Genomic DNA, 20,669 nt, shown 5'->3' with positions numbered 1-20,669 from the left:
CTTAAATTGGGAACAGACTAACCTCAAAACGAGGAACTTTCAGGGGAGCAGGTCAGGAGCTTCTTCGGTGATTCTGACGTTCCTCTTCCATCGTCCCGACCGCGACGCGATCGACCATCCCTATCCGGAGCGGCGTTAACCGACGCGACCCTGCCAACCGGTCTGCAGACAAGGACATTGCTCTGATCCCAAAACATTGGATTGTTTTTGACGGGAGTTTTCCAAGCTAGACCGGATGGGGGCGGGTCTCAGGTCAATGTCCTGGTTCCCTTTCTCGTCCGCAGGAAGAGAACGAACGGCAGCACCGAGGCCGTGCACCACATCAACACGTAGAAGACATCGGTATAGGAAAGCATCATCGCCTGTTGCTGGACGCTCTGGTAAAGGGCGGCAAGTGCCCGGCTATGTGAGCCGAGTTGCTGGGTCAGCGTGGCGATGGTCTCTCTGTAGTAGGGGTTCAGCTCGTTTACGGTTTCCGTGATGCGGCTCTGGTGAAACTGGTCGCGCCGTTCCAGCAACGTCTGGGTCAGCGATATTCCGAAAGCACCGCCAAGATTTCGGAAGAAGTTCAGCATGGCCGACGCCTTGTCGCTATCTCCCGGCGGAAGACCGATATAGGCGACCGTGGTGATAGGGATGAACAGGAAGGGAAGTGCGACGGACATCGTGAAGCGGCCCCAGGCAGCATCCGCGAATGTACTTTCCAGATTGAAACCCGAAAAGGTGTAAAAGGCGAGCGCCTGCATGCCAAAGGCGGGCAGCAGCAGCAGGCGGGGATCGACCTTGCTCGTCAACACGCCTGATATCGGCATCATGAAGATTGCGATGAAGCCGCCGAAAGTCAGCACCAGTCCGGCATTGTAGGCGGTATAGCCATAGACCTGCTGCAGCATCTGCGGAATGATCTGAATGGTGCCGAAGACCAGCATTCCAAGCAGCAGCATCATAATAGTCGCAATCGCCAGGTTCGGCGTCCGCAACAGTTTCAGCGGAACGATCGGATCGTCGTGCTTGAGTTCCCAAACGGTGCCAACGCCGAGGCCGATCACGGCCATGACGATCATCACCCTGATCAGGTTCGAATCCAGCCAGCCTTCGGTCTGGCCCCGGTCGAGCGTGATCAGCAGTCCGGCTAGGCCAAAGCCCCAGAGCAGGAAGCCGATATAATCGACCCGCAGACCTTTCTTCAGGCGCTCCTTGCGTTCGCGTACCAGAAGCTCGGGCTCGCTGACGAGAAAGTAGACGAGGAAGAGGGAGATGATGCCGACCGGCAGGTTGATCAGGAAGATCCAGTGCCAGGAAATAGTGTCGGTGACATACCCGCCGATGGTTGGTCCGATAATGGGAGCCACAACAACGACAAGGCCGAATGCGGCGAAGGCCTGGCTCCGCTTTTCCGGTGGGAAGCTGTCGCTGAGCATCGACTGTTCAACCGGCGCCAGCCCGCCGCCCCCGATGCCCTGAAGCACGCGCGCAGCGATCAGGAAGCCGAGATTGGGAGCAAGGGCACACAGCGCCGAGGAGGCTGTGAACAGGAAGATCGAGATCATGAAATAGCGCTTGCGGCCGATCGCCCGGGACAGAAAGCCACTGATCGGTATGACAATCGCATTGGCGACCAGATAACTGGTCACCATCCATGTCGCCTCGTTGTCCGACACGCCGAGACTGCCGGCAATATTGGTGAGCGAGACATTGGCGATCGACGTGTCGAGGATTTCCATGAACGTCGCTATGGAGACGACGAAAGTCATCAGCCATGGCGACCTTGTTCCGGCGGCCGAGCGTTCGTCCGACCAGTCCTGGCCGGGTCTGGATCCGGCCATCTCAGTCGACTCGGATGTTGGTTGTCACGGACATGCCGGGGCCGAGCACATAACGGTCCGGATCAGGGTTGGTCATGGAAATGCGGACCGGGACACGCTGGACCACTTTCACAAAGTTGCCGGTGGCATTCTGCGGCGGCAAAAGCTGGAACGCCTGCCCTGCGCCCTTCTGGATCGACATGACCTTGCCCTTGAAGTCAGTCGAGGGATAGGCATCCACATGGATGTCGACTTCCTGTCCGGGACGGATCCGGTCTAGCTGTGTTTCCTTGTAGTTGGCCGTTACGAAGATGTCGTTTGGAACCAGTGCCATCATTGGCGCGGCCTTGGTGGCGAAAGCGCCGACACCGACGTTGTTCTGAACAATCGTTCCGGCCTGACTTGCGGTGATGGTGGTGTAGCCGAGCTGGATGCGGTTGGCGTCCACCTGCGCCTTCGCCGCCTTGATCGCGGCGTTGGCAGCGGCAAGTTTTGCTTCGGCAACGCCGACATTTGTATTTGCGGTCGCAAGAGCCTGTTCGGAGGCCTTTGCCTGCGCTTCGATCTGCCGCGCGTTGGCCTGGCTGTCATCGACCGCCATATCTGATATCGCAGCGGAATTCGACTGGAACAGGCGCTGGTTACGCTCGTAGTTCTTCTGGGCGTTGTTTGCCTTCACTTTGGCCGCGTCCAGGTTGGCCTCGGCTTCCGCCGCCTGCTGTTTGGCCTGGGCGACGCTTGCCTCCGCCTGCTGTTTTTCCGCTTCCGCCCGTGCCAGTTGCGCGGTCGCTGTTTCCAGCGCCGCCCTTGCCGGAGCAGGGTCGATTTCGATCAGAAGGTCACCTTCCTTAACGGGAGCGTTGTTGCCAACCGCGACCTTGATCACCTGACCGGAGGTCTGCGGCGTAACCTGAATGATGTCTGCATCCACAAAGGCGTCGTCGGTGCTTTCATAGGGCGCAACGTTGATCCAGTAGTAAAGAACGGCGGCAACGATCGCTGCTGCGAGCCCGAGGAGTAAGATCAGAAAGACGGGACGATGCCAAAACGGCTTCTTGGGTGCAGTTCCGCCTGTCTCAGTCTCACTTTGGGCACCGCCGGCCGATGGCGCGGACCGCTTGTCCGTTGTTGCATCGGCGGTCAAACCCGCTTCATCCGAGGCGTCGGAACTGTCACCCGCACGCCGATCTAGTTTTTCCATTTGAAGTTTCCCTGAATGGGCTTGTCGAGGATGTGATCCGAGACGCGGAAACGACAGAATACCTGAGAGGCACCTGTCTCGCTTGCGTGGCTGTAGCGCAAATGCGGTTTTCGGTAGTCCCACTGTGTCAGCCACCGGCGCATAGCTTTAACCCTGCTTCAAGATCATCTGGATCTGCTTTCCGTGTATCCTGATTTCTTCATACCGTTCTCCAAGCGCAGCAACGGCTGGAGAAATCCAATTTTCAAACCAATGGTTTTGGGGACGATTAACCGGTGGTGCTGAACTACGATCCGCCAGGAGTTCGCTTCATAAGCTAATATTGGCTTTTCATAGTAGGCTCCAAGAAGGAACCCGCCTCTTTATAGCCGAGCCTCTCGTAGAACAAAATATGTCTTGGATTGAATGTTTCCAAGAAGGTAGAGACCTCAGCGGCGTCTGCCTCACACAAGGCAGGTGCAAATTTTGAATTTGGACAGTTTTGCTGCGCACCAGAGCAAGTGCTTGCGCTTTTCGATCCTGAAGATGGTTTTCAAGTATAGCCATTGCCTCGGCCAGTGCACAAGGACCGATGACGAATGCACGTTCGACAATGCGGGCCTCATCAAGGATGTCATTCGAGAACTTTAAGATGCCAGCCTGGTCCTTGCGCAGAACCCTTCAAGACACCGATCAGGCGTCTGAAAGCCAAGCAGTGAACAACCTCATTGAAAAGCACACTTAGGGCAGGGAGCGGACTAGCAGGTTCCAGCGCTCTCATTTTTACATATACGGTCGTTTCATTTTGATCTTCGGTGCTTCGCTCCCGATCCACAATCATATTTGACACCTTGAGAGTGCCCTGGAAACCTTGCGGTGATTTAGCTCAGCCTCCCAGGATGCGTCTTAGTGAAACCACAGCGGCTGAGGTTCGGTTTTCAACTCCCATCTTCCCGAAGATCCTATCGAGATGCTTGTTAACCGTGCGGGGGCTCATATCAAGGATCGAGGCGATTTCCTTGTTGGACTTGCCGTTGGCGATCCAGATCAAGACTTCGGCTTCGCGTTCCGTCAAATCGAAGGCGTCCTTCAGGATTTCGGAAGGGACGCTATCCGAGACATCCGATACACGCAGCAAATGTTCACCTGCGCTGATGTTGCCGGCATAGGTGAAGCGCAGTTCCCGGCCTTTGACACGGGCAATGAGTTCTTCCTCCTTCTTTTGCGAAGCCTTTCCCTTCGGCAGCAAGTAGAGGCGCAACCAGTCGACAGCTGTCTCGGGGAGCCGACCGGAAGCGGCGGCGTCCTCGCTTGTGCCCGTTCCAAGAAGCGCGGAGGCTTGCGGCGTCGCCCAGCACACCGCCCCCGACAGGTCGACCGACATAAGGTGGCGCCCGGAAGCATCTAGTGCCACATGGGCGCTGCGTGAATTCCGGGCGTTGGAAATATGAACACGCAAGCGGGCAATCAGTTCGTCAGGGTTGACCGGCTTGGTGACATAGTCGACGCCGCCTGCTTCCAGGCCCATGACGATATGTTCCGTCTCGCTCAATCCGGTCATGAAAAGGACCGGCACATCCCGAAGATCTTCCAGCGCCTTCAGGCGTTTGCTGGTCTCGAACCCGTCGAGCTCCGGCATGATCGCGTCCATCAGGATCGCGTTGGGGATGACGCGGGCTGCTATTTCAATCGCTTTTCGGCCGCTTTGCGCCAGCAGCACGGTAAAGCCGGCCTCCTCCAAAGCATCAGAAAGCATGCCCAGGGAGGAAGGTGTGTCATCGACCAGCAGCACCGTTTCGGCCTGACTAGGAGCACTCATGATCATGTCCGAGCCTTTCCAGAAGCTTGTCGTATTGTGTGAGATCGAATTCCTTAATGAGACCCCGCATGTGATGGACAAAGTCCGCCGCATGCGGTTCATGCGCCTCGATGTCATCGAGTTTGGCCTTGATGCCCCGCACATAGCCGACGTCACTCAGCTGTTTCAAAATGCCGAGGCTTTCCTCCGACGGCAGACGGGCCTTCTCGAATGTCGTCCTCCCCGTCGATCGCAAACCGTCAACCGGTGGCGCTGGCGTTGCGGCGTCCGTGCGCCAGACGAGTTTCAATGCCAGTTGAAGCTTGTCCTGCAATTCCTGCAGCCTCACGGGCTTCACCAGGTAATCGTCATGATAGATCCTGTGCACCGGGTCTCGGCCGCTGTCATCCGCATTGGCGGAAATCATGATGATGACCGCGTCGCCAAATCCGCTTTCCCGCAATTTTCGGGCAAGGTTCCAGCCGCTCATGCCCGGCATGCTGATATCGAGCAGGAAGGCGTCAGGACGTTCGTCCTGGACCATCGCCAGGCACGAGCGGCCGCCGGTGGCCGACAGGACCTTGAACCCAAGCGGCGACAGGAAATCCCTGATGAGGGCTCTCTGGGCAGGGTCGTCATCCACCACCATGATAGTCTGGATCGGACCTTGATATCCGAGAATACGTCTTTCCGCCCGCCCCGGCTGGATCGGCGCCTCCGCAGCGCTCAGCAGCATGCGGACCTTGAACGTACTGCCGACACCGGGCGTGCTTGAAACCTGGATATCGCCCCCCATCACCTCGCTCAGGAGCTTGGTGATGGTCAGACCCAGCCCTGTTCCCGGAACAGCCTGTTTGCCGTCTTCCTCGATACGTTCGAATGGATTGAAGATCCGCTCGAGATTTTCCGGAGCGATGCCTATGCCGCTATCGACAACCGCAAATTCCGCAACCTGGCTGTGATAGGACACCTTCAGTTTGACGCTGCCCGTGTTCGTCCACTTGATCGCGTTCGACAGCAGATTGATCAACACCTGACGCAAGCGCTTCTCATCACCGAACACGAAGACAGGAAGGTTTTCCGCCGGTTCGAACAGGAAGCGCAATTCCTTTGCGTCTGTCTGCAGGCGGAACATGTCGACAGTCTGTGCCAGGAATTCATGCAGATTGAACCGTTCCCGGTAGATGGTGAGATGCCCGGCCTCGATCTTGGAGATATCCAGAAGACCTTCGATCAGCCCGGCAAGGTGATCGGCCGAATGCTGGATCACTTTCACGGCGTCGCGTCTGTGGGCCGGGATCGCCGGGTCCTTGCGCATCAACTGGGCATAGCCGGAGATTGCATTCAGCGGCGAGCGCAGTTCGTGGCTGATCCCCACCACATAGCGGCTCTTGGCTTCGTTCGCGGCCTCCGCCGTTTCCTTTGCCTTTTGCAGCTTGGCGTCGGTTCGCTTGTGCGCCCTGATTTCCTTCATCAGAAGACTGGTCTGGCGCCTTGTTTCCTCGTTGGCGAATTTCCGGCTCTCGTGGACGAGAACGAACAACCAGGCCATCACACCCGAGGTGATCAGAAGAATGAAGAAGACCTGGGTCAAAGCCCTGCCAACGCCTTCGCTTCCCGCACCGTGCGAAACGGTTTCCGCCTCGAGATAGACCAGTGACAGGATTGCCCCGAGCGAGGCCGTGATCAGGATCATGAGGCTGAGATAAAGCCCGATCCGGGAGCTCATCCAGCCGGCGATCCGGTCCGGAAGGATCGAATGAAGCAGAACGCCGACCTGATCGGCAATGCGCGCTTCCTGTTTGCAGTCGTCCTCGCAGCGCGCATCGAGTGAGCAGCACAGCGAGCAGATCGGTCCCGAGTACACCGGACAATGGGCCATATCCTCGTGTTCGAAAGTGTGCTCGCAAATGCAGCACTGAATGTCGGGGGGCCGCTCTCCCTCGGCGGTTGCAGCCCTTACGGGTTCACGGGCGATATAATATTTGCCGCCGGTCACATAAGCGATCAGCGGGGCAAGAAGTATAGCGGTAAAAAGGGCGATGTAGCTTGCCAGCGCATGGGCGGTCTGGCCGAAAACGCCGGAATAGGCAATCAGGGCAATCAGGCTTGCCGCGCCCATCGAGCCTAGGCCCACCGGATTGATGTCATAGAGGTGAGCGCGCTTGAACTCGATGTGTTTCGGGCTGAGTCCGAGCGGCTTGTTGATAACGAGATCGGCAAAGATCGCGCCGATCCAGGCAACGGCAACCACGGAATACAGACCGAGGGTGCGTTCCAGCGCCTTGTAGACACCAAGCTCCATAAGCGCGAGCGCAATCGACACATTGAAGACCAGCCACACCACCCGCCCCGGGTGGCTGTGAGTGAGGCGGGAGAAGAAATTCGACCAGGCAATGGAGCCCGCGTAGGAGTTGGTCACGTTGATCTTGACCTGGCAGACAATCACAAAGAGCCCCGTCAGGGCGACGGCCACTTCCGGCGACGTGGCCTTGGTGAAGGCGACCAGATACATGTGCGTCGGCTCGATTGCCTTGTCGGGGCTAAGACCGCTTTGCAGGGCCAGCACCACAAGAAACGACCCCAGAAGCAGTTTCACCGCGCCGATGAGAATCCACCCAGGGCCTGCGGCCAGCAGGGCAAGCCACCATTTCAGCCTTTGTCCCTGACGCTGACGCGGCAAAAACCTCAGAAAATCGACCTGTTCTCCGATCTGCGCGATCAGCGAGAACAGAACAGCGCTGGAAGCCCCGAAAAGCAGAAGGCTGAACCGACCGCCCTCATCCCCGAGCCGGCCGGAGAAGCTCTGCCAGTCGTCCAGCGGGGCAACGCCCTGCCAGGCCAGGAAAGCAAAAGGCAGGATCTGCAACACGATCCAGAGTGGCTGTGTGTAGATCTGCAGCCGGCTGATCAGGGTGATGCCGTAGATCACCAATGGAATGACCACAAGCGTACACAGAAGGTAGCCGATATTGAGCGGCACCCCGAGAAACAGCTCCAGCGCCGTCGCCATGATGGCAGCTTCAAGGGCGAAGAAGATGAAAGTAAAACTCGCGTAGATCAGCGAGGTTACCGTCGAGCCGATGTAACCGAACCCGGCACCGCGGGTGAGCAGGTCGATGTCCACGCCGTATTTCACCGCATGATAGGCGATCGGAAGGCCAGTGATGAAGATGATCATGCAAACGACGGCAATCGATGAAACAGCATTCGTGAAGCCGTAGTTGTAAGTGACCGCCGCGCCGATCGCCTCCAGGGCCAGGAAGGAAATCGCACCCAGTGCGGTGTTGGCAACCCAGACCGGTGACCAGCGTCGGGCACTCTTGGCGGTGAAACGGAGCGCAAAGTCCTCCAGGGTCTGATTTGCGACCCACTGATTGTATGTTCTCCGCAGGCGTACAACCCGCTGATGACTACCCATCGCCCATCACCACCTTGACCGCCGGAACCGGCGTGCCAGCCCACTCATTGTGCATTGCATCTATTTTTCATGCACATTTTTGTTCAAGATTTGCGACCTTCCCCGAGAATTGATCAGTAGACACCAATCAACCTTCCTCCCAGCAATTTCTATGCCTTATTCAGGCAATATTGAAATATCTGAATTCCTCCACTCTCAAGAATTGAGTAATACGATTCACGACTTACCTGATGACGTATTTTCATTCTTTTGATTATGAGTTTATTGCAAACATGGAAGTCTTTCACATGCAGCAACTCAGAGAAATAAGTCAAATAACCCACAGCAACTGACGCATTGCGGCACTGCACAATTCCAGACGAGCCTTGGATGCATGCGGAGGAGCTTCACGGCGCTCTGCTTCAACCTCAACCTCAGAGGGGTCCAGAGAATGAAACGTCTGAAAGACTTGATTGATCACCGGCTGTCCCGCCGATCCGTGCTGTCAGGCACTGCTGCCGCAGCAATGCTGGCCACTGCCAGCACATTCGCACCTGCCTTTGCCGACGACGTCAACACGACAGGGCTTGCTGTGACCGATGATACCGTGAAGGTCGGCATCCTGCACTCCGTCACCGGAACCATGGCGATTTCCGAGACAGGATCCGTGCAGGCGGAAAAGCTTGCCATCGAGCAGATCAACGCCATGGGCGGCGTGCTCGGACGCAAGATCGAATACATTCAGGAAGATGGCGCCTCCGACTGGCCGACCTTTGCTGAAAAGGCGAAGAAACTGCTGGTGAACGACAAGGTCGCGGCCGTTTTCGGGTGCTGGACATCGGCATCGCGCAAGGCCGTCCTGCCCGTCTTCGAGCAATATAACGGCATGCTCTATTATCCGACCTTCTATGAAGGCCTGGAGCAGTCGCCCAACGTGATCTACACCGGCCAGGAAGCCACCCAGCAGATCATCGCCGGCATCGACTGGGTCGCCAAGGAAAAGGGCGCCAAGAGCTTCTATCTGCTCGGTTCCGACTATATCTGGCCGCGAACATCCAACAAGATCGCCCGCAAGCACATCGAGAAGCTTGGCCTGAAGGTCGTCGGCGAAGAGTACTATCCGCTTGGCCATACCCAGTTCAATTCGGTGATCAACAAGATCAAGCTTAAGAAGCCGGACGTGATCTACGCCATCGTCGTGGGCGGGTCCAACGTTGCCTTCTACAAGCAGCTGAAGGCGGCCGGCATCGACATGACCAAGGAAAAGCCGGTTCTTCTGACCATCTCGGTAACCGAGGATGAAATCCGCGGCATCGGCGGCGAGAACATCGAAGGCGCTTACGCCGCAATGAAATACTTCCAGTCTCTCGACAACGAGAACAACGCCGAGTTCGTCAAGGCCTTCAAGGAAATGTGGGGCGACGACATCGTCATCGGCGACGTGACCCAGGCCGCCTATCTCGGCCCCTGGCTCTGGAAGGCAGCGGTTGAAAAAGCCGGCAGCTTCGACATCGACAAGGTGCGTCTTGCCTCCCCGGGCATCGAACTCACCACCGCGCCGGAAGGCTATGTCCGCGTCCACGAAAACCACCACCTGTGGTCCAAGACACGAATCGGACTTGCCAAGCCGGACGGCCAGTACGAGCTGGTTTACGAGACCGCCGACCTGATGGAACCGGACCCCTTCCCGGAAGGCTACCAATAAGCCTCCGTTAATTCCCCCAGGGATGGAAACGCCCTTTCAGAAAACGGGCACACCCGGGGCGCTGCGTGGAAGCAGCCTGCGCAGCGCCCGTCCCCTTCGTTTCAAACCCTTATTCACAGCAGGGGCAGTGGCGCCGCGCCTTCGCCCCGCAGCATGGAGACGCGCGCAATGTTCGCCGATTATTCATGGACGGAACTCGGGTCCATATTTGCCATGCAGGGTTTCGCCGGACTGATCCTGTTTTCCGTTTTCGTCCTGATGGCCCTGGGTCTTGCAATCATTTTCGGCCAGATGGGCGTCATCAACATGGCTCACGGCGAGTTCATGATCCTTGGCGCCTATGTCACCTATCTCTGTTCCAACTTCGTCGAGACCTATGTCCCGTCCCTGTTCGGCATCTACTTCTTCTTCGCCATGGCGCTGGCCTTTGTCGCGGCAGGCGCGCTCGGAGCTCTCGTCGAATGGTCTCTCATAAGGCACCTCTACAAGCGACCGCTCGATACCCTGCTGGCCACCTGGGGCCTGAGCCTCATTCTGCAGCAGGCCTACCGATCGATCTTCGGAGCACGTGAGGTGGGCGTCAGCCTGCCGAACTGGTTGCTCGGTTCCGTGCCGCTGACGGACATCATCGAAATCCCGATCAACGGGATCTTCGTCATGGTGCTGACGCTGGTCATTGCCATCGGCGTCTATTTCATCCTGTTCCGCTCGCGAATGGGCATGCAGACCCGCGCGGTGGTCCAGAACCGCGTCATGGCCGGTGCCGTCGGGATCAACACCGAAAAGGTCGACCGGCACACCTTTGCTCTTGGCTGCGGCATTGCAGGCATTGCGGGCAGCGCCTTCACCATGATCGGCTCAACCGGCCCCACCGCCGGACAGCTTTATATCGTCGACACCTTCCTGATCGTCGTTTTCGGCGGCGCTGCAAGCCTGCTCGGAACGATCGCTTCGTCCTTCGCCATCAGTCAGGCCCAGTCGACCATGGAGTTCTTCCTTTCCGGCTCCATGGCAAAGGTCCTCACCCTGCTGACCGTCGTCGGGATCCTGATGCTGCGTCCCGAAGGTCTCTTTTCCCTGAAAATCCGTCGCTGAGGTGTTCCGATGACACATGTGAAATCCCTGCTGTCTAGACAGGAACTGATCGGACTGCTGGTCGTCGCCGCGCTGATCTTCGTTGTGATGCCCCTGTCGATGGACATCTTCCGTCTCAACCTGTTCGGCAAGTATCTGACCTATGCCTTCGTTGCCATCGGACTGGTGCTGTGTTGGGGCAAGGGTGGCATTCTGAGCCTCGGGCAAGGCGTTTTTTTCGGCCTGGGCGGCTACTGCATGGCCATGTACCTGAAGCTGGAAGCCTCCACACCGGAAGCGACGGCAATCCAGTCCACCCCGGGTATTCCCGACTTCATGGACTGGAACCAGATCACGACCCTTCCCTGGTTCTGGGAACCCTTCAACAGCCTGACGTTCACGCTGCTGGCCATCATCGTCATTCCCTCACTGTTCGCCTTCGTTATCGGTGCAGCGATGTTCAAGCGGCGGGTCGGAGGCGTCTATTTCGCCATCATCACCCAGGCGATTGCGGCCATCCTGACGATCCTGATCATCGGCCAGCAGGGCTATACGGGCGGCGTCAACGGCATCACGGATCTCAGGACCCTCAAGGGATGGGACATCCGCACCGACGAGGCCAAATACGTTCTCTATTATGTCAACGGAGGTCTTCTGATCGCAGTTCTGCTGCTGAGCCAGTTCGTTCTCAAGAGCAAGCTCGGCCGTCTGCTGGTTGCCGTCAGGGACAAGGAGGACCGGGTCCGGTTTTCCGGTTACGACGTCTCCAACATCAAGATCTTCGTCTTCTGTTTCGCGGCTGTTCTGTCTGCCATCGGCGGCGCCATGTTCACCCTGCAGGTCGGGTTCATGTCCCCTTCCTTCGTGGGCATCGTACCGTCCATCGAGATGGTCATCTTCTGTGCGGTCGGCGGCAGGCTTTCCATCTTCGGCGCGGTTTACGGAACACTGCTAGTGAACTGGGCCAAGACCACCTTTTCCGAAACCTTCCCCGAATTGTGGCTCTTCGGCCTGGGCGGTCTCTTCATCGCCGTTGTCCTGGTGTTCCCGAACGGATTGTCCGGCCTTTATCGCAGCTTCCTGGCACCGCTTGTCGACCGGCTGATTTCAAAGACCGGTAGCGCCAACCCGTTGGAACCCGTCAGCCCTCCGCCCGATCTCGACGGCGAAGCTACCGCAAAGCCAGCCGAGTAGGAGACCCACATGAATACCATCAGCAACAACACCGACTTCCTGCTGTCCATTGAAAACCTGTCCGTTTCCTTTGACGGCTTCAAGGCAGTGAACGACCTGAACCTTTACGTCGACGAGAATGAGATCCACGTCATCATCGGACCGAACGGCGCGGGCAAGACAACGGTTCTCGATCTGATCTGCGGCCGCACCAAAGCGACTGCGGGCTCGATCAAGTTCCGCAAGAAAGAACTGACCCAGCTGCGCGAGCACGAGATCGTGCGCGAGGGGGTCGGCCGCAAGTTCCAGAACCCATCCATCTATGAAGATTTGACGGTCTTCGAGAACCTGGAGCTTTCCTTTCCCCGCGGCCGGAGCGTCTTCGGCGCCCTCACCTTCAAACGCGATGCCGAGGTGACGACACGCGTGCGCGAGATTGCCGAAATGGTGTTCCTCGATGCACTCCTGAACATGCAGGCGGCCCTTCTGAGCCACGGCCAGAAGCAATGGCTGGAGATCGGCATGCTGCTGATCCAGGACCCGGAGCTTCTGATGCTCGACGAACCTGTCGCCGGCATGAGCGTCTCGGAGCGCAAGCAGACCGCGAAGCTTCTCAACGAAATCACCAAGGGACGGTCGGTGATGGTGGTCGAACACGACATGAAGTTTGTCGAGGACATCGCCCACCGCGTCACCGTCCTGCACCAGGGCAAGATCCTCTCAGAAGGTTCCATGGCCAAGGTGCAGGCCGACCCCAAGGTCATTGACGTCTATCTCGGCCAATAGGAGGCGACCATGCTCAATGTTGCACAATATCACGTCGCCTACGGCCAGAGCGAGGTCCTGCACGGCCTCGACTTCACGGTCGCGCCGGGAGAGATCATCGCCATCATGGGCCGCAACGGCATGGGCAAGACCACGCTGATGAAATCCCTGATGGGGATTGTGCCCACCAGCAACGGCGCTGCCGCCGTCGACGGCGTCGACATCACCACCATGAAGAGCTACGAGCGCGTCGCCAGAGGCATCGCCTATGTGCCTCAGGGGCGGATGATCTTTCCCACCATGACGGTCCAGGAAAACATCGAAACCGGTCTGACCATCAGCGGCCAGAGCAAGGTTCCCGGCGACATCTACGAGCTGTTTCCAGTGCTTCTCGACATGAAGGGCCGCCGCGGCGGCAATCTCTCGGGCGGCCAGCAACAACAGCTGGCGATTGCCCGCGCGCTGGCGACGAACCCGAAGGTCCTGCTGCTGGACGAACCGACCGAAGGCATCCAGCCCTCGATTATTCGCGAAATGGGCCGTGTCCTGAAACGTATCCGCGACGAGCGCGGACTTTCCATCGTTGTGTCGGAACAGGTCCTGTCCTTCGCCCTCGACGTCGCCGACCGGGTGCTCGTCCTGGAAAACGGACGCCTTGTCCACGACGAACCCCGGGCCAGCGTCGACGAGGAAAAAGTCGCCGCGTTCCTGTCCGTCTAACCAGCTCATCCAGTTCAACAACGCACGCTTTTCAGGTGCATATCCAGAGGAGAACCCCATGGCAGATACACTGATTTCGGTAGATTTGAGCGAGTCCCCGCATACCAATGAAAAGGTCCACAACCGTTGGCATCCGGATATTCCGATGGCGGTCTGGGTGGAGCCGGGTGACGACTTCAAGATCGAGACCTATGACTGGACCGGCGGGCAGATCAAGAATGATGACGACGCGGCGGATGTGCGCGATGTCGAACTGGAACAGGTTCACTACCTCTCCGGCCCGATCGGCGTCAAAGGGGCCGAGCCGGGCGATCTTCTGGTCGTCGATATTCTCGACATCGGCGCCAAGGAAGAAATGCTCTGGGGCTTCAACGGCTTCTTCTCCAAGCAGAACGGCGGCGGGTTCCTGACGGAGCATTTCCCGGAAGCCCAGAAATCCATCTGGGACATCGAAGGCATGTTCACCCGCTCGCGTCACGTGCCGGGCGTCAGCTATGCCGGCCTGATCCACCCGGGTCTGATCGGCTGCCTGCCGGACCGCAAGATGCTGGACATGTGGAACAGCCGCGAAAAATCATTATTCGATACGGATCCCGACCGCGTTCCGGCACTTGCCGCCCTGCCGAACACCCAGTCGGCGCATATGGGACAGCTGAAAGGTGAGGCACGCGACAAGGCCGCCGCCGAAGGCGCACGGACCGTTCCCCCGCGCGAACATGGCGGCAACTGCGATATCAAGGATCTGTCGCGCGGGTCGAAGATCTATTTCCCGGTCTATGTCGATGGTGCCGGTCTCTCCATGGGCGACCTGCACTTCAGCCAGGGGGATGGTGAAATCACCTTCTGCGGCGCGATCGAAATGGCAGGCTGGCTGCACATCCGGGTCAACCTGATCAAGGGTGGTGTCGCGAAATACGGCATCAAGAACCCGATCTTCAAACCCTCGCCGATCACACCGAAATATGACGACTACCTGATCTTCGAGGGCATTTCGGTCGATGAGGCCGGCACCCAGCATTACCTCGACGTGCACATCGCCTATCGCATGGCCTGCCTCAACGCCATCGAGTACATGAAGAAGTTCGGATACTCCGGCGCGCAGGCCTACGCCATCCTGGGCACGGCGCCTGTGCAGGGACACATTTCGGGTGTGGTCGATATTCCGAATGCGTGCGCCACCTTGTGGTTGCCGACCGACATCTTTGACTTCGACATGATGCCAGGCGCGGAAGGCCCGAAAACCTTCATCGACGGTTCCGTCGACGTTCCACTTGCCCCGGATCTCTGATCCGGCCGAGACGACGAGACGGGCCCTGCCCGTCTCGAATCCCTTCCGCCGGCAATCCGGCTCTATGTGTTACAGGATCAATCATGCCGACATACGATTATCTGTGCGCTTCCTGCGGCCCCCTTTCCGCCAACCGCCCGATGTCCGCTCATGCGGATCCGATCGAATGCCCGATCTGCAAGGCGGAAGCCCCGCGCGCAATCCTGCAGGCGCCGCACATGTCCGGCCTGTCCTCCAGCGACCGGGCTGCCCATCTGCGCAACGAAACGTCCCGACACAACCCGACATTCTCAACCAAGTCGGATCGCGAAGACAGTGCGAGGGAAAGTCGAAAGCGGCACCCGGCAGGCTGCTCGTGCTGTTCGGGCTCCAAAGGCAATTTTCGCTCAAGTGCAGTCTACAAGGCCGACGGCAGCAAAACGTTCCCCTCAAAACGTCCCTGGATGATCAGTCACTGACAAATGTTTGCACGGGCGCAGAAAAGGGGACAAGAAACTCCCACCGAGCCAATAGGTGCTGAACTTCCGCTCTGGCCCGTGAACGAGGCTGGCGCAAAATCGATTGCTGCATTCATTTTGCGGCGCCGCAGGGCCGCTCCGAGCCCGTTCCGACCGACGCGGCGGTATGGGCGAGTGGCCTCTGGTCAGGGTCCACGCTATTTTGAAATACACTAGTGCTGCCCGACAACAATCCGACGGGCACCATTATTACTCAGGCAGATTGCATATTGAGCGCTTGGCGGTCGAGTTTACCGGTCGTTGCAGCTTCAGCCAGTAAAGCTGCAACGTCGGCACGGCTAGCCTTAGCTGATTTGTCAACCTGATCGCCGAGAATGACATCCGCCCTGCGGTGTTCATCAACGTCATGCTTGGCTCTCAGGTAATGGGCCAGAGCGCTCGCCAGTTCGGGGCCGCACGTTCCAAACGTGGACGTCCGAAAGCAGTGGGCCCACTTGCGGTCGGCTACAGCAGGACTAGAGCAGCGCCAGCAGCTTCTTAGCGGCCTCTGCCGACGAGGCCGGGTTCTGGCCAGTGACGAGCTTGCCGTCGGTCACCACGAAAGACGCCCAATCGTCACCCTTTTTGTAGTTGCCACCGTTCGATTTCAGCATGTCCTCTACGAGGAACGGCACCACATCCGTCAGGCCGACGCCCTCTTCCTCGGTATTGGTAAAACCGGTGACTGTCTTGCCGGAGACCAGCGGCTTCCCGTCGGCACTCTGGGTGTGGCGAAACACGGCGGGCGCGTGACAGACCGCGCCGATGGGGCGATCGCTGGTGGCAAAGGTCTCGATCAGGGTCCGGCTGTCGGAGTCCTCGGCAAGGTCCCAGAGCGGTCCGTGGCCACCGGGATAGAAGATGGCGTCGAAGCCATCCGCCGAAATGTTCGATAGCTTCGTGGTATGCGCCAGATCCTTCTGGGCTGCGTCGTCGGTCTTGAACCGCTCTGTCGCGTCGGTCTGAGCGTCCTCTGTATCACTGGAGGGATCGAGCGGCGGCTGCCCTCCCTTGGGCGAGGCCAGGGTGATCTCCGCACCAGCATCCTTGAACACGTAATAGGGTGCGGCGAATTCCTCGAGCCAGAAGCCGGTCTTCTTGCCAGTGTCGCCCAGTTGATCGTGGGATGTGAGAACCATCAGAATTTTCATGGGATGTTCCTTTGAAATTGGAGTTCAGTCGTTCAGCTTGACGACACGTTTGCCGAAAGCCTCGCCTCTCAGAAGGCCAATGAACGCCTCGGGGGCCTGTTCCAGTCCCGCGATCACCTCTTCGCGGTAAAGTATCCTGCCGTCACGGACCCACTCGCCCATCTGTCTCGCAAAGTCAGGATAGAGATGCCCGAAGTCGTCGAAGACGATGAACCCGCGCATGGTCATCCGCCTGGTCAGGATGGCGCCCATCAGCAGGCTCAGGCGGTCCGGTCCGTCAGGTAAGGATGTGGCGTTGTATTGCGAGATCAGGCCGCAGACAGGGACGCGTGCCCCGGTATTCAGCAACGGAAGGACGGCATCAAAAACGGCGCCACCGACATTCTCGAAATAGATGTCGATCCCGTCTGGTGTCGCGTCCTTCAGGGCATCGCGAAACCCGTCAGCCTTGTAATCCACGCAGGCGTCAAACCCGAGCGTGTTCACGACGTGACCGCACTTTTCCGCCCCACCGGCAATGCCGACGACGCGGCACCCCAGGATCTTGCCGATCTGTCCGACTGTGGCTCCCACGGGTCCACTCGCTCCGGCCACGACGATCGTCTCGCCCGCCTTGGGCTGTCCGATCTGGGTCAGCCCGGCCCATGCTGTCAGCCCCGGCATCCCCAACACGCCAAGCGCCCAGGACGGATTTTCCGGGTTCGACCCCATGTTGATGATGCCCGTGCCATCCGACACCGCGTAGTCCTGCCAACCGCCAAAGGCCTGCACCCAGTCGCCTTCGTTGAATCCCTCAACGTCCGAGGTGACTACCCTGGCGACCGTTCCGCCGATCATCACCTCGCCAAGACCCACCGGGTCGGCATAGGACGGTGCGTCGCTCATCCGGCCCCGCATGTAGGGGTCGAGCGACAAGAATTCGTTTTGCAACAGCATCTCGGCCTTGCCCGCCTTCGGTATGTCGGACGTCTCGAGACGCAAGGTATTCGCGTCAGGTTCCCCGTGGGGTCGTTCTGCAAGGACGAACCTGCGGTTCTCTTGGCGTGATGGGGTCATGGATCTGGTCCTCGACGGAGTAGAATGTATATTGGAACGGGTCGGAGGGGGAAAAGTTCCGGGCGGTGGCGCCCGGTCACCTGCGCGCGCCTCTGGAATAAGCCCCGTTAGAATAGTCAGCTCGTAGCTGTGGCTATTAAGCTCGAAGAAGACGCCGAACGGGTCCTCGACGAAGACCATGCGGAAGGGCTTTTCGTCCGGGAGGTATTCACGCAAGGGCATTCGCCGTTTGCCACGGGTGGCAACGGTCTATTCCAGAAGGTCTTCGAAATTGGGATCCTGCAACGCGACGTGCGACGTGCCGTTATTGCCGGTACGGGATCAGCGACCGCGATCTTGAACAGATGATGGCTGAACGCGGTGCGCACGTTGATCACGACATGATCTCTCGGTGGCTTCAGACTTTTGCGTCGGAGATGGAAGAGCGGCTGCGTTGTCAATGGAGTTGGCTTCTGGAGCAGCAGGTCGGTGTTGATATCGAAGCCCTGGAGCTGCAGAAATCTTACTTTCAAAGCATCAGCGGACAGACCCCGCAAGAAATCCGCACTCGCGAGATCAGGTCCCGGAAATCGAAAGGAATGGCGTGGTGAACGCAATCCTGCTTTCACGTATTAATCGTCACAGAATTTACCGGTTTTCGCCTTGCAGGAGGCTTGCCGGTTGTACTCGCGATGCCCCCAAGCTGAAGCATCCTTCGCGGACAATTTTGCAAATACGCCTGTGCAAATTCCCTTTGCGTACATCCTGCCTTCAGCAGTATTGTAATTGCCTTTCCGCTTTGCCTTCTCACAAGCACTCAGCTCTGTTTTTGCGGCACCTGTCGCAGGTGCGGGAGAACTTGACTGACAGCCTGCGAGAATTGAAACGAACATTACTAGAAAAAGACCGCGAAATTTAGGATTAAGCAACTTAAATACTCCATATATACTATTCTGTAGTGACGATACGATTGATTACCTAGCCTCGGGCTTCGGAAATGTAATTACTATGTAGAGTTCCAAAAGAGGAGAGCTCATTCCGTAACCAGATATCATGCTGTGTTGAGCCGACCAGCATCAATGCACACCTACCTGTATATTTGGCATTAATGTAGTCGATCGTGTCGGGGTACGTTTTCGCAGGTCAGGTAAGTAATTAGCCCGTGTGGGCGGATTTGATTGATTACGTAGAGAGCTAGGCGGAATAATCGTATTTCCGCCAGTACCTGTACCTGCACCGGTAGCAATCACGCTTTTGCCAAAGGTTCCTATAACGCTTTTATTCGTGCCGCCCATCAAATTTCCCTCTAAACATAGTTTTCTGATAATAATACTTATTGCCTCGATCTGACTTTCGCCAAAATAAATCCATTGATCCATTAAGTAATTTCTTACATATATCGCTATTTAAATCAGAAACATCATATGGTAAGTAAATTTTGTAATTTATAATATTATAATTATTTGTGATTTTTGAAATAACGCAATAAAATGAAGGTATTCCATTTTCTTTTTCGTTTGAGAACGTACTAAGTTTAGAAGCTTCAAATTCCTCTGATTTTTGAAGGTATAACTGTGGGATATCTTCCGAAAGACAATTAAATATTTTCCCGTCGGATCCAACAAAGACGGTCTTATGTGCGCCCGTTTCATCTAGAGCTGCCAGTTCTTGTGTCACCTTTCTCACAACTGCACTCCATTGATCTGGGCACGCTGCAGGCTTTTCAGAATCAGCAATAGATACATGTGTTTCGAAGATAAGAAAGATAATAAAAGTGAATATTATTTTGATTATCGTCTTTCCGTTAAAACAAATATTCAAACCCATTGCCATCTGCCTTACTTAAAAAACAAAGAAGCTAAATACACAGACCCCACCAATGCACTGCGCACAAGAAGCACGCATTAAACTGTCTGTTGCTTTAAGGTACAAACCCGTCGTGACGTGAATATTGCCTTGAGTTGCATTCAGTGACACTGCCGACTTCTTATGCCGGCAACCAGCGCAAGGAAGCCCTTTGCGAGCTAAATGGTGTTCTGCTCAAGATCCACAGGCACAACATGAACAGTCACAAATAGCGGGCCACCTGACAAAATGGAGGAGACAGCGTTACCCCATGCGCCCCGACTGGCTTGTTTTCCCATTCTACAACCATGCAAGTCAAAAGGAGCGATTTGGCAGGGTTCTTCTTGAGATACTGATCCAGCACCAGTCAGAGAAGGGTGGGCTGCGGAACACTGAGGATTCATGATGTTGCCGCATGGTTGATCGCCCCATCGGAACTTCCTGTTCTTCCAACAGCCGTACTTTTGAACCGGCATCTTTCCTTAAAGTATTTACCAGACTAATGAATTCCGAAGTTTTTATTGGATGTCGATCAATTGTATCGTTTGAAAAATCCATATTTAGGGTAACTCCTCCTCATCAACTTGAGGACTTACAACCTACTTGTGTTGCAGGAATATGTTAGGCTGCTCCAAACAACCGGGCAATCGCAAAGGTTGCACCAATTTTCGGCTGAAAGACAAATTTTTAAACAACTTCTGATCGGTTTGCGGGTTCTGATGGTTCGATTGTTAGTCGAGTAGAGGCTACTCGCGATCGATGCTGACACATCGGCTTTGGCATTCTGAAAACTGAATTCAACGCGATCACTACCTCTCCCGCAAAGCATGAGCTATCTGATCCCCTATCGGTTTTACCAGGTAGCTGAGCACTGTTCTGTCACCGGTTTGCAGGAACGTTTCGACCGGCATGCCGGGCACGAGGGTATGGTCACCCAGTTTGATGAGTTCGCTCTCATCGATAATAAGCCTTGCAACGTAGTAGCTCATGCCCGTTCGCTCATCCTGATTCAAATCCGCCGAGATGGTGAGCAGTTTCGCGTTCAGTTCCGGCGTTGTTCGCTGATCGAAGCTGGGGAACCGGACCCTCGCCTGCTGGCCCGGGGACATCTGATCGATGTCGACCGGGCGAACCTGGGTTTCAACGATGAGCTGATCCTCTCTCGGCACGATCTGCAGGATGGTTTCACCGGGCGCAATGACACCACCGATCGTGTGGACTGCGAGTTGGTGA

The 20,669-nt window shown here is 56.9% G+C and carries 15 protein-coding genes and 2 pseudogenes; 8 read left to right on the top strand and 9 right to left on the bottom strand.

The genetic code is table 11. The features are described from left to right. Window positions 1–248: 248 nt before the first annotated feature. From V1T76_RS28905 to V1T76_RS28885, 5 genes and pseudogenes are all read right to left on the bottom strand, one after another. The gene (locus V1T76_RS28905) at window positions 249–1,826 is read right to left on the bottom strand and encodes a DHA2 family efflux MFS transporter permease subunit (RefSeq protein ID WP_330564124.1); all 1,578 of its coding nucleotides are present in this window, start codon (window positions 1,824–1,826) and stop codon (window positions 249–251) included. Between the two features lies 1 nt (window position 1,827). Next, window positions 1,828–3,006 carry an HlyD family secretion protein gene (locus V1T76_RS28900; RefSeq protein WP_330564123.1) on the bottom strand — a complete coding sequence of 393 codons (1,179 nt, stop codon included), beginning with the start codon at window positions 3,004–3,006 and terminating at the stop codon, window positions 1,828–1,830. A gap of 507 nt (window positions 3,007–3,513) precedes the next feature. Next, a pseudogene (locus V1T76_RS28895) lies at window positions 3,514–3,666 on the bottom strand (IS6 family transposase); the annotation flags it as partial. Window positions 3,667–3,871: 205 nt separating this feature from the next. Next, a complete protein-coding gene (locus V1T76_RS28890) occupies window positions 3,872–4,810 on the bottom strand; it encodes a response regulator (protein WP_442970202.1) in 939 nt (312 codons plus the stop codon). Next, the gene (locus V1T76_RS28885; RefSeq protein WP_330564121.1) at window positions 4,791–8,204 is read right to left on the bottom strand and encodes a hybrid sensor histidine kinase/response regulator; all 3,414 of its coding nucleotides are present in this window, start codon (window positions 8,202–8,204) and stop codon (window positions 4,791–4,793) included. Before V1T76_RS28885 ends, V1T76_RS28890 begins: the two co-directional genes overlap by 20 nt. 505 nt (window positions 8,205–8,709) lie before the next feature. Between V1T76_RS28885 and urtA the strand changes: the two genes are divergently transcribed. From urtA to V1T76_RS28850, 7 genes are all read left to right on the top strand, one after another. Further along, window positions 8,710–9,888, top strand: a complete 1,179-nt coding sequence (gene urtA, locus V1T76_RS28880; protein ID WP_330564125.1) for an urea ABC transporter substrate-binding protein — start codon at window positions 8,710–8,712, stop codon at window positions 9,886–9,888. A 168-nt stretch (window positions 9,889–10,056) separates the two neighbouring features. Further along, a complete protein-coding gene (gene urtB / locus V1T76_RS28875) occupies window positions 10,057–10,983 on the top strand; it encodes an urea ABC transporter permease subunit UrtB (protein ID WP_031268940.1) in 927 nt (308 codons plus the stop codon). Between the two features lie 9 nt (window positions 10,984–10,992). Then, window positions 10,993–12,156: an urea ABC transporter permease subunit UrtC gene (gene urtC / locus V1T76_RS28870; protein WP_330564120.1), complete on the top strand. Its 1,164-nt coding sequence runs from the start codon at window positions 10,993–10,995 to the stop codon at window positions 12,154–12,156. A 9-nt stretch (window positions 12,157–12,165) separates the two neighbouring features. Further along, entirely contained in the window at window positions 12,166–12,921 is a 756-nt protein-coding gene (gene urtD, locus V1T76_RS28865) for an urea ABC transporter ATP-binding protein UrtD (RefSeq protein ID WP_330564119.1), read from the top strand. Window positions 12,922–12,930: 9 nt separating this feature from the next. Further along, entirely contained in the window at window positions 12,931–13,620 is a 690-nt protein-coding gene (gene urtE / locus V1T76_RS28860) for an urea ABC transporter ATP-binding subunit UrtE (protein ID WP_330564118.1), read from the top strand. A gap of 58 nt (window positions 13,621–13,678) precedes the next feature. Next, window positions 13,679–14,908 carry a formamidase gene (gene fmdA / locus V1T76_RS28855; protein WP_330564117.1) on the top strand — a complete coding sequence of 410 codons (1,230 nt, stop codon included), beginning with the start codon at window positions 13,679–13,681 and terminating at the stop codon, window positions 14,906–14,908. Between the two features lie 83 nt (window positions 14,909–14,991). Continuing rightward, a complete protein-coding gene (locus tag V1T76_RS28850; RefSeq protein WP_330564116.1) occupies window positions 14,992–15,366 on the top strand; it encodes an FmdB family zinc ribbon protein in 375 nt (124 codons plus the stop codon). A 515-nt stretch (window positions 15,367–15,881) separates the two neighbouring features. Here V1T76_RS28850 and V1T76_RS28845 read toward each other — a convergent pair. Together V1T76_RS28845 and V1T76_RS28840 are read right to left on the bottom strand one after the other, a co-directional pair. Continuing rightward, the gene (locus tag V1T76_RS28845) at window positions 15,882–16,556 is read right to left on the bottom strand and encodes a type 1 glutamine amidotransferase domain-containing protein (protein WP_330564115.1); all 675 of its coding nucleotides are present in this window, start codon (window positions 16,554–16,556) and stop codon (window positions 15,882–15,884) included. Between the two features lie 24 nt (window positions 16,557–16,580). Beyond that, window positions 16,581–17,612: an NADP-dependent oxidoreductase gene (locus V1T76_RS28840; protein ID WP_330564114.1), complete on the bottom strand. Its 1,032-nt coding sequence runs from the start codon at window positions 17,610–17,612 to the stop codon at window positions 16,581–16,583. 251 nt (window positions 17,613–17,863) lie between these two features. Between V1T76_RS28840 and V1T76_RS28835 the strand changes: the two are divergent. Next, window positions 17,864–18,073: pseudogene (locus tag V1T76_RS28835) on the top strand (hypothetical protein); the annotation flags it as partial. Window positions 18,074–18,869: 796 nt separating this feature from the next. Here the strand turns inward: V1T76_RS28835 and V1T76_RS28830 are convergent. Continuing rightward, window positions 18,870–19,418, bottom strand: coding sequence for a hypothetical protein (locus tag V1T76_RS28830; RefSeq protein WP_330564113.1), 549 nt, complete (start codon window positions 19,416–19,418; stop codon window positions 18,870–18,872). 827 nt (window positions 19,419–20,245) lie between these two features. Then, window positions 20,246–20,669: HlyD family efflux transporter periplasmic adaptor subunit (locus tag V1T76_RS28825; protein ID WP_330564112.1), on the bottom strand; the 424-nt coding region annotated here is incomplete at its 5' end.

This window comes from Roseibium sp. FZY0029 (assembly GCF_036350355.1).
Taxonomy (GTDB): domain Bacteria; phylum Pseudomonadota; class Alphaproteobacteria; order Rhizobiales; family Stappiaceae; genus Roseibium.
Note: the sequence above shows the minus strand (reverse complement) of the source record. Positions and strands in the feature narration are given on the sequence as shown.

Excerpts from the sequence above, each read along its gene's own strand:
- V1T76_RS28905 (WP_330564124.1), bottom strand. The coding sequence starts at position 1,826 with ATGGCCGGATCCAGACCCGGCCAGGACTGGTCGGACGAACGCTCGGCC.
- V1T76_RS28900 (WP_330564123.1), bottom strand. The coding sequence starts at position 3,006 with ATGGAAAAACTAGATCGGCGTGCGGGTGACAGTTCCGACGCCTCGGAT.
- V1T76_RS28890 (WP_442970202.1), bottom strand. The coding sequence starts at position 4,810 with ATGATCATGAGTGCTCCTAGTCAGGCCGAAACGGTGCTGCTGGTCGAT.
- V1T76_RS28885 (WP_330564121.1), bottom strand. The coding sequence starts at position 8,204 with ATGGGTAGTCATCAGCGGGTTGTACGCCTGCGGAGAACATACAATCAG.
- urtA (WP_330564125.1), top strand. The coding sequence starts at position 8,710 with ATGCTGGCCACTGCCAGCACATTCGCACCTGCCTTTGCCGACGACGTC.
- urtB (WP_031268940.1), top strand. The coding sequence starts at position 10,057 with ATGTTCGCCGATTATTCATGGACGGAACTCGGGTCCATATTTGCCATG.
- urtC (WP_330564120.1), top strand. The coding sequence starts at position 10,993 with ATGACACATGTGAAATCCCTGCTGTCTAGACAGGAACTGATCGGACTG.
- urtD (WP_330564119.1), top strand. The coding sequence starts at position 12,166 with ATGAATACCATCAGCAACAACACCGACTTCCTGCTGTCCATTGAAAAC.
- urtE (WP_330564118.1), top strand. The coding sequence starts at position 12,931 with ATGCTCAATGTTGCACAATATCACGTCGCCTACGGCCAGAGCGAGGTC.
- fmdA (WP_330564117.1), top strand. The coding sequence starts at position 13,679 with ATGGCAGATACACTGATTTCGGTAGATTTGAGCGAGTCCCCGCATACC.
- V1T76_RS28850 (WP_330564116.1), top strand. The coding sequence starts at position 14,992 with ATGCCGACATACGATTATCTGTGCGCTTCCTGCGGCCCCCTTTCCGCC.
- V1T76_RS28845 (WP_330564115.1), bottom strand. The coding sequence starts at position 16,556 with ATGAAAATTCTGATGGTTCTCACATCCCACGATCAACTGGGCGACACT.
- V1T76_RS28840 (WP_330564114.1), bottom strand. The coding sequence starts at position 17,612 with ATGACCCCATCACGCCAAGAGAACCGCAGGTTCGTCCTTGCAGAACGA.
- V1T76_RS28830 (WP_330564113.1), bottom strand. The coding sequence starts at position 19,418 with ATGGGTTTGAATATTTGTTTTAACGGAAAGACGATAATCAAAATAATA.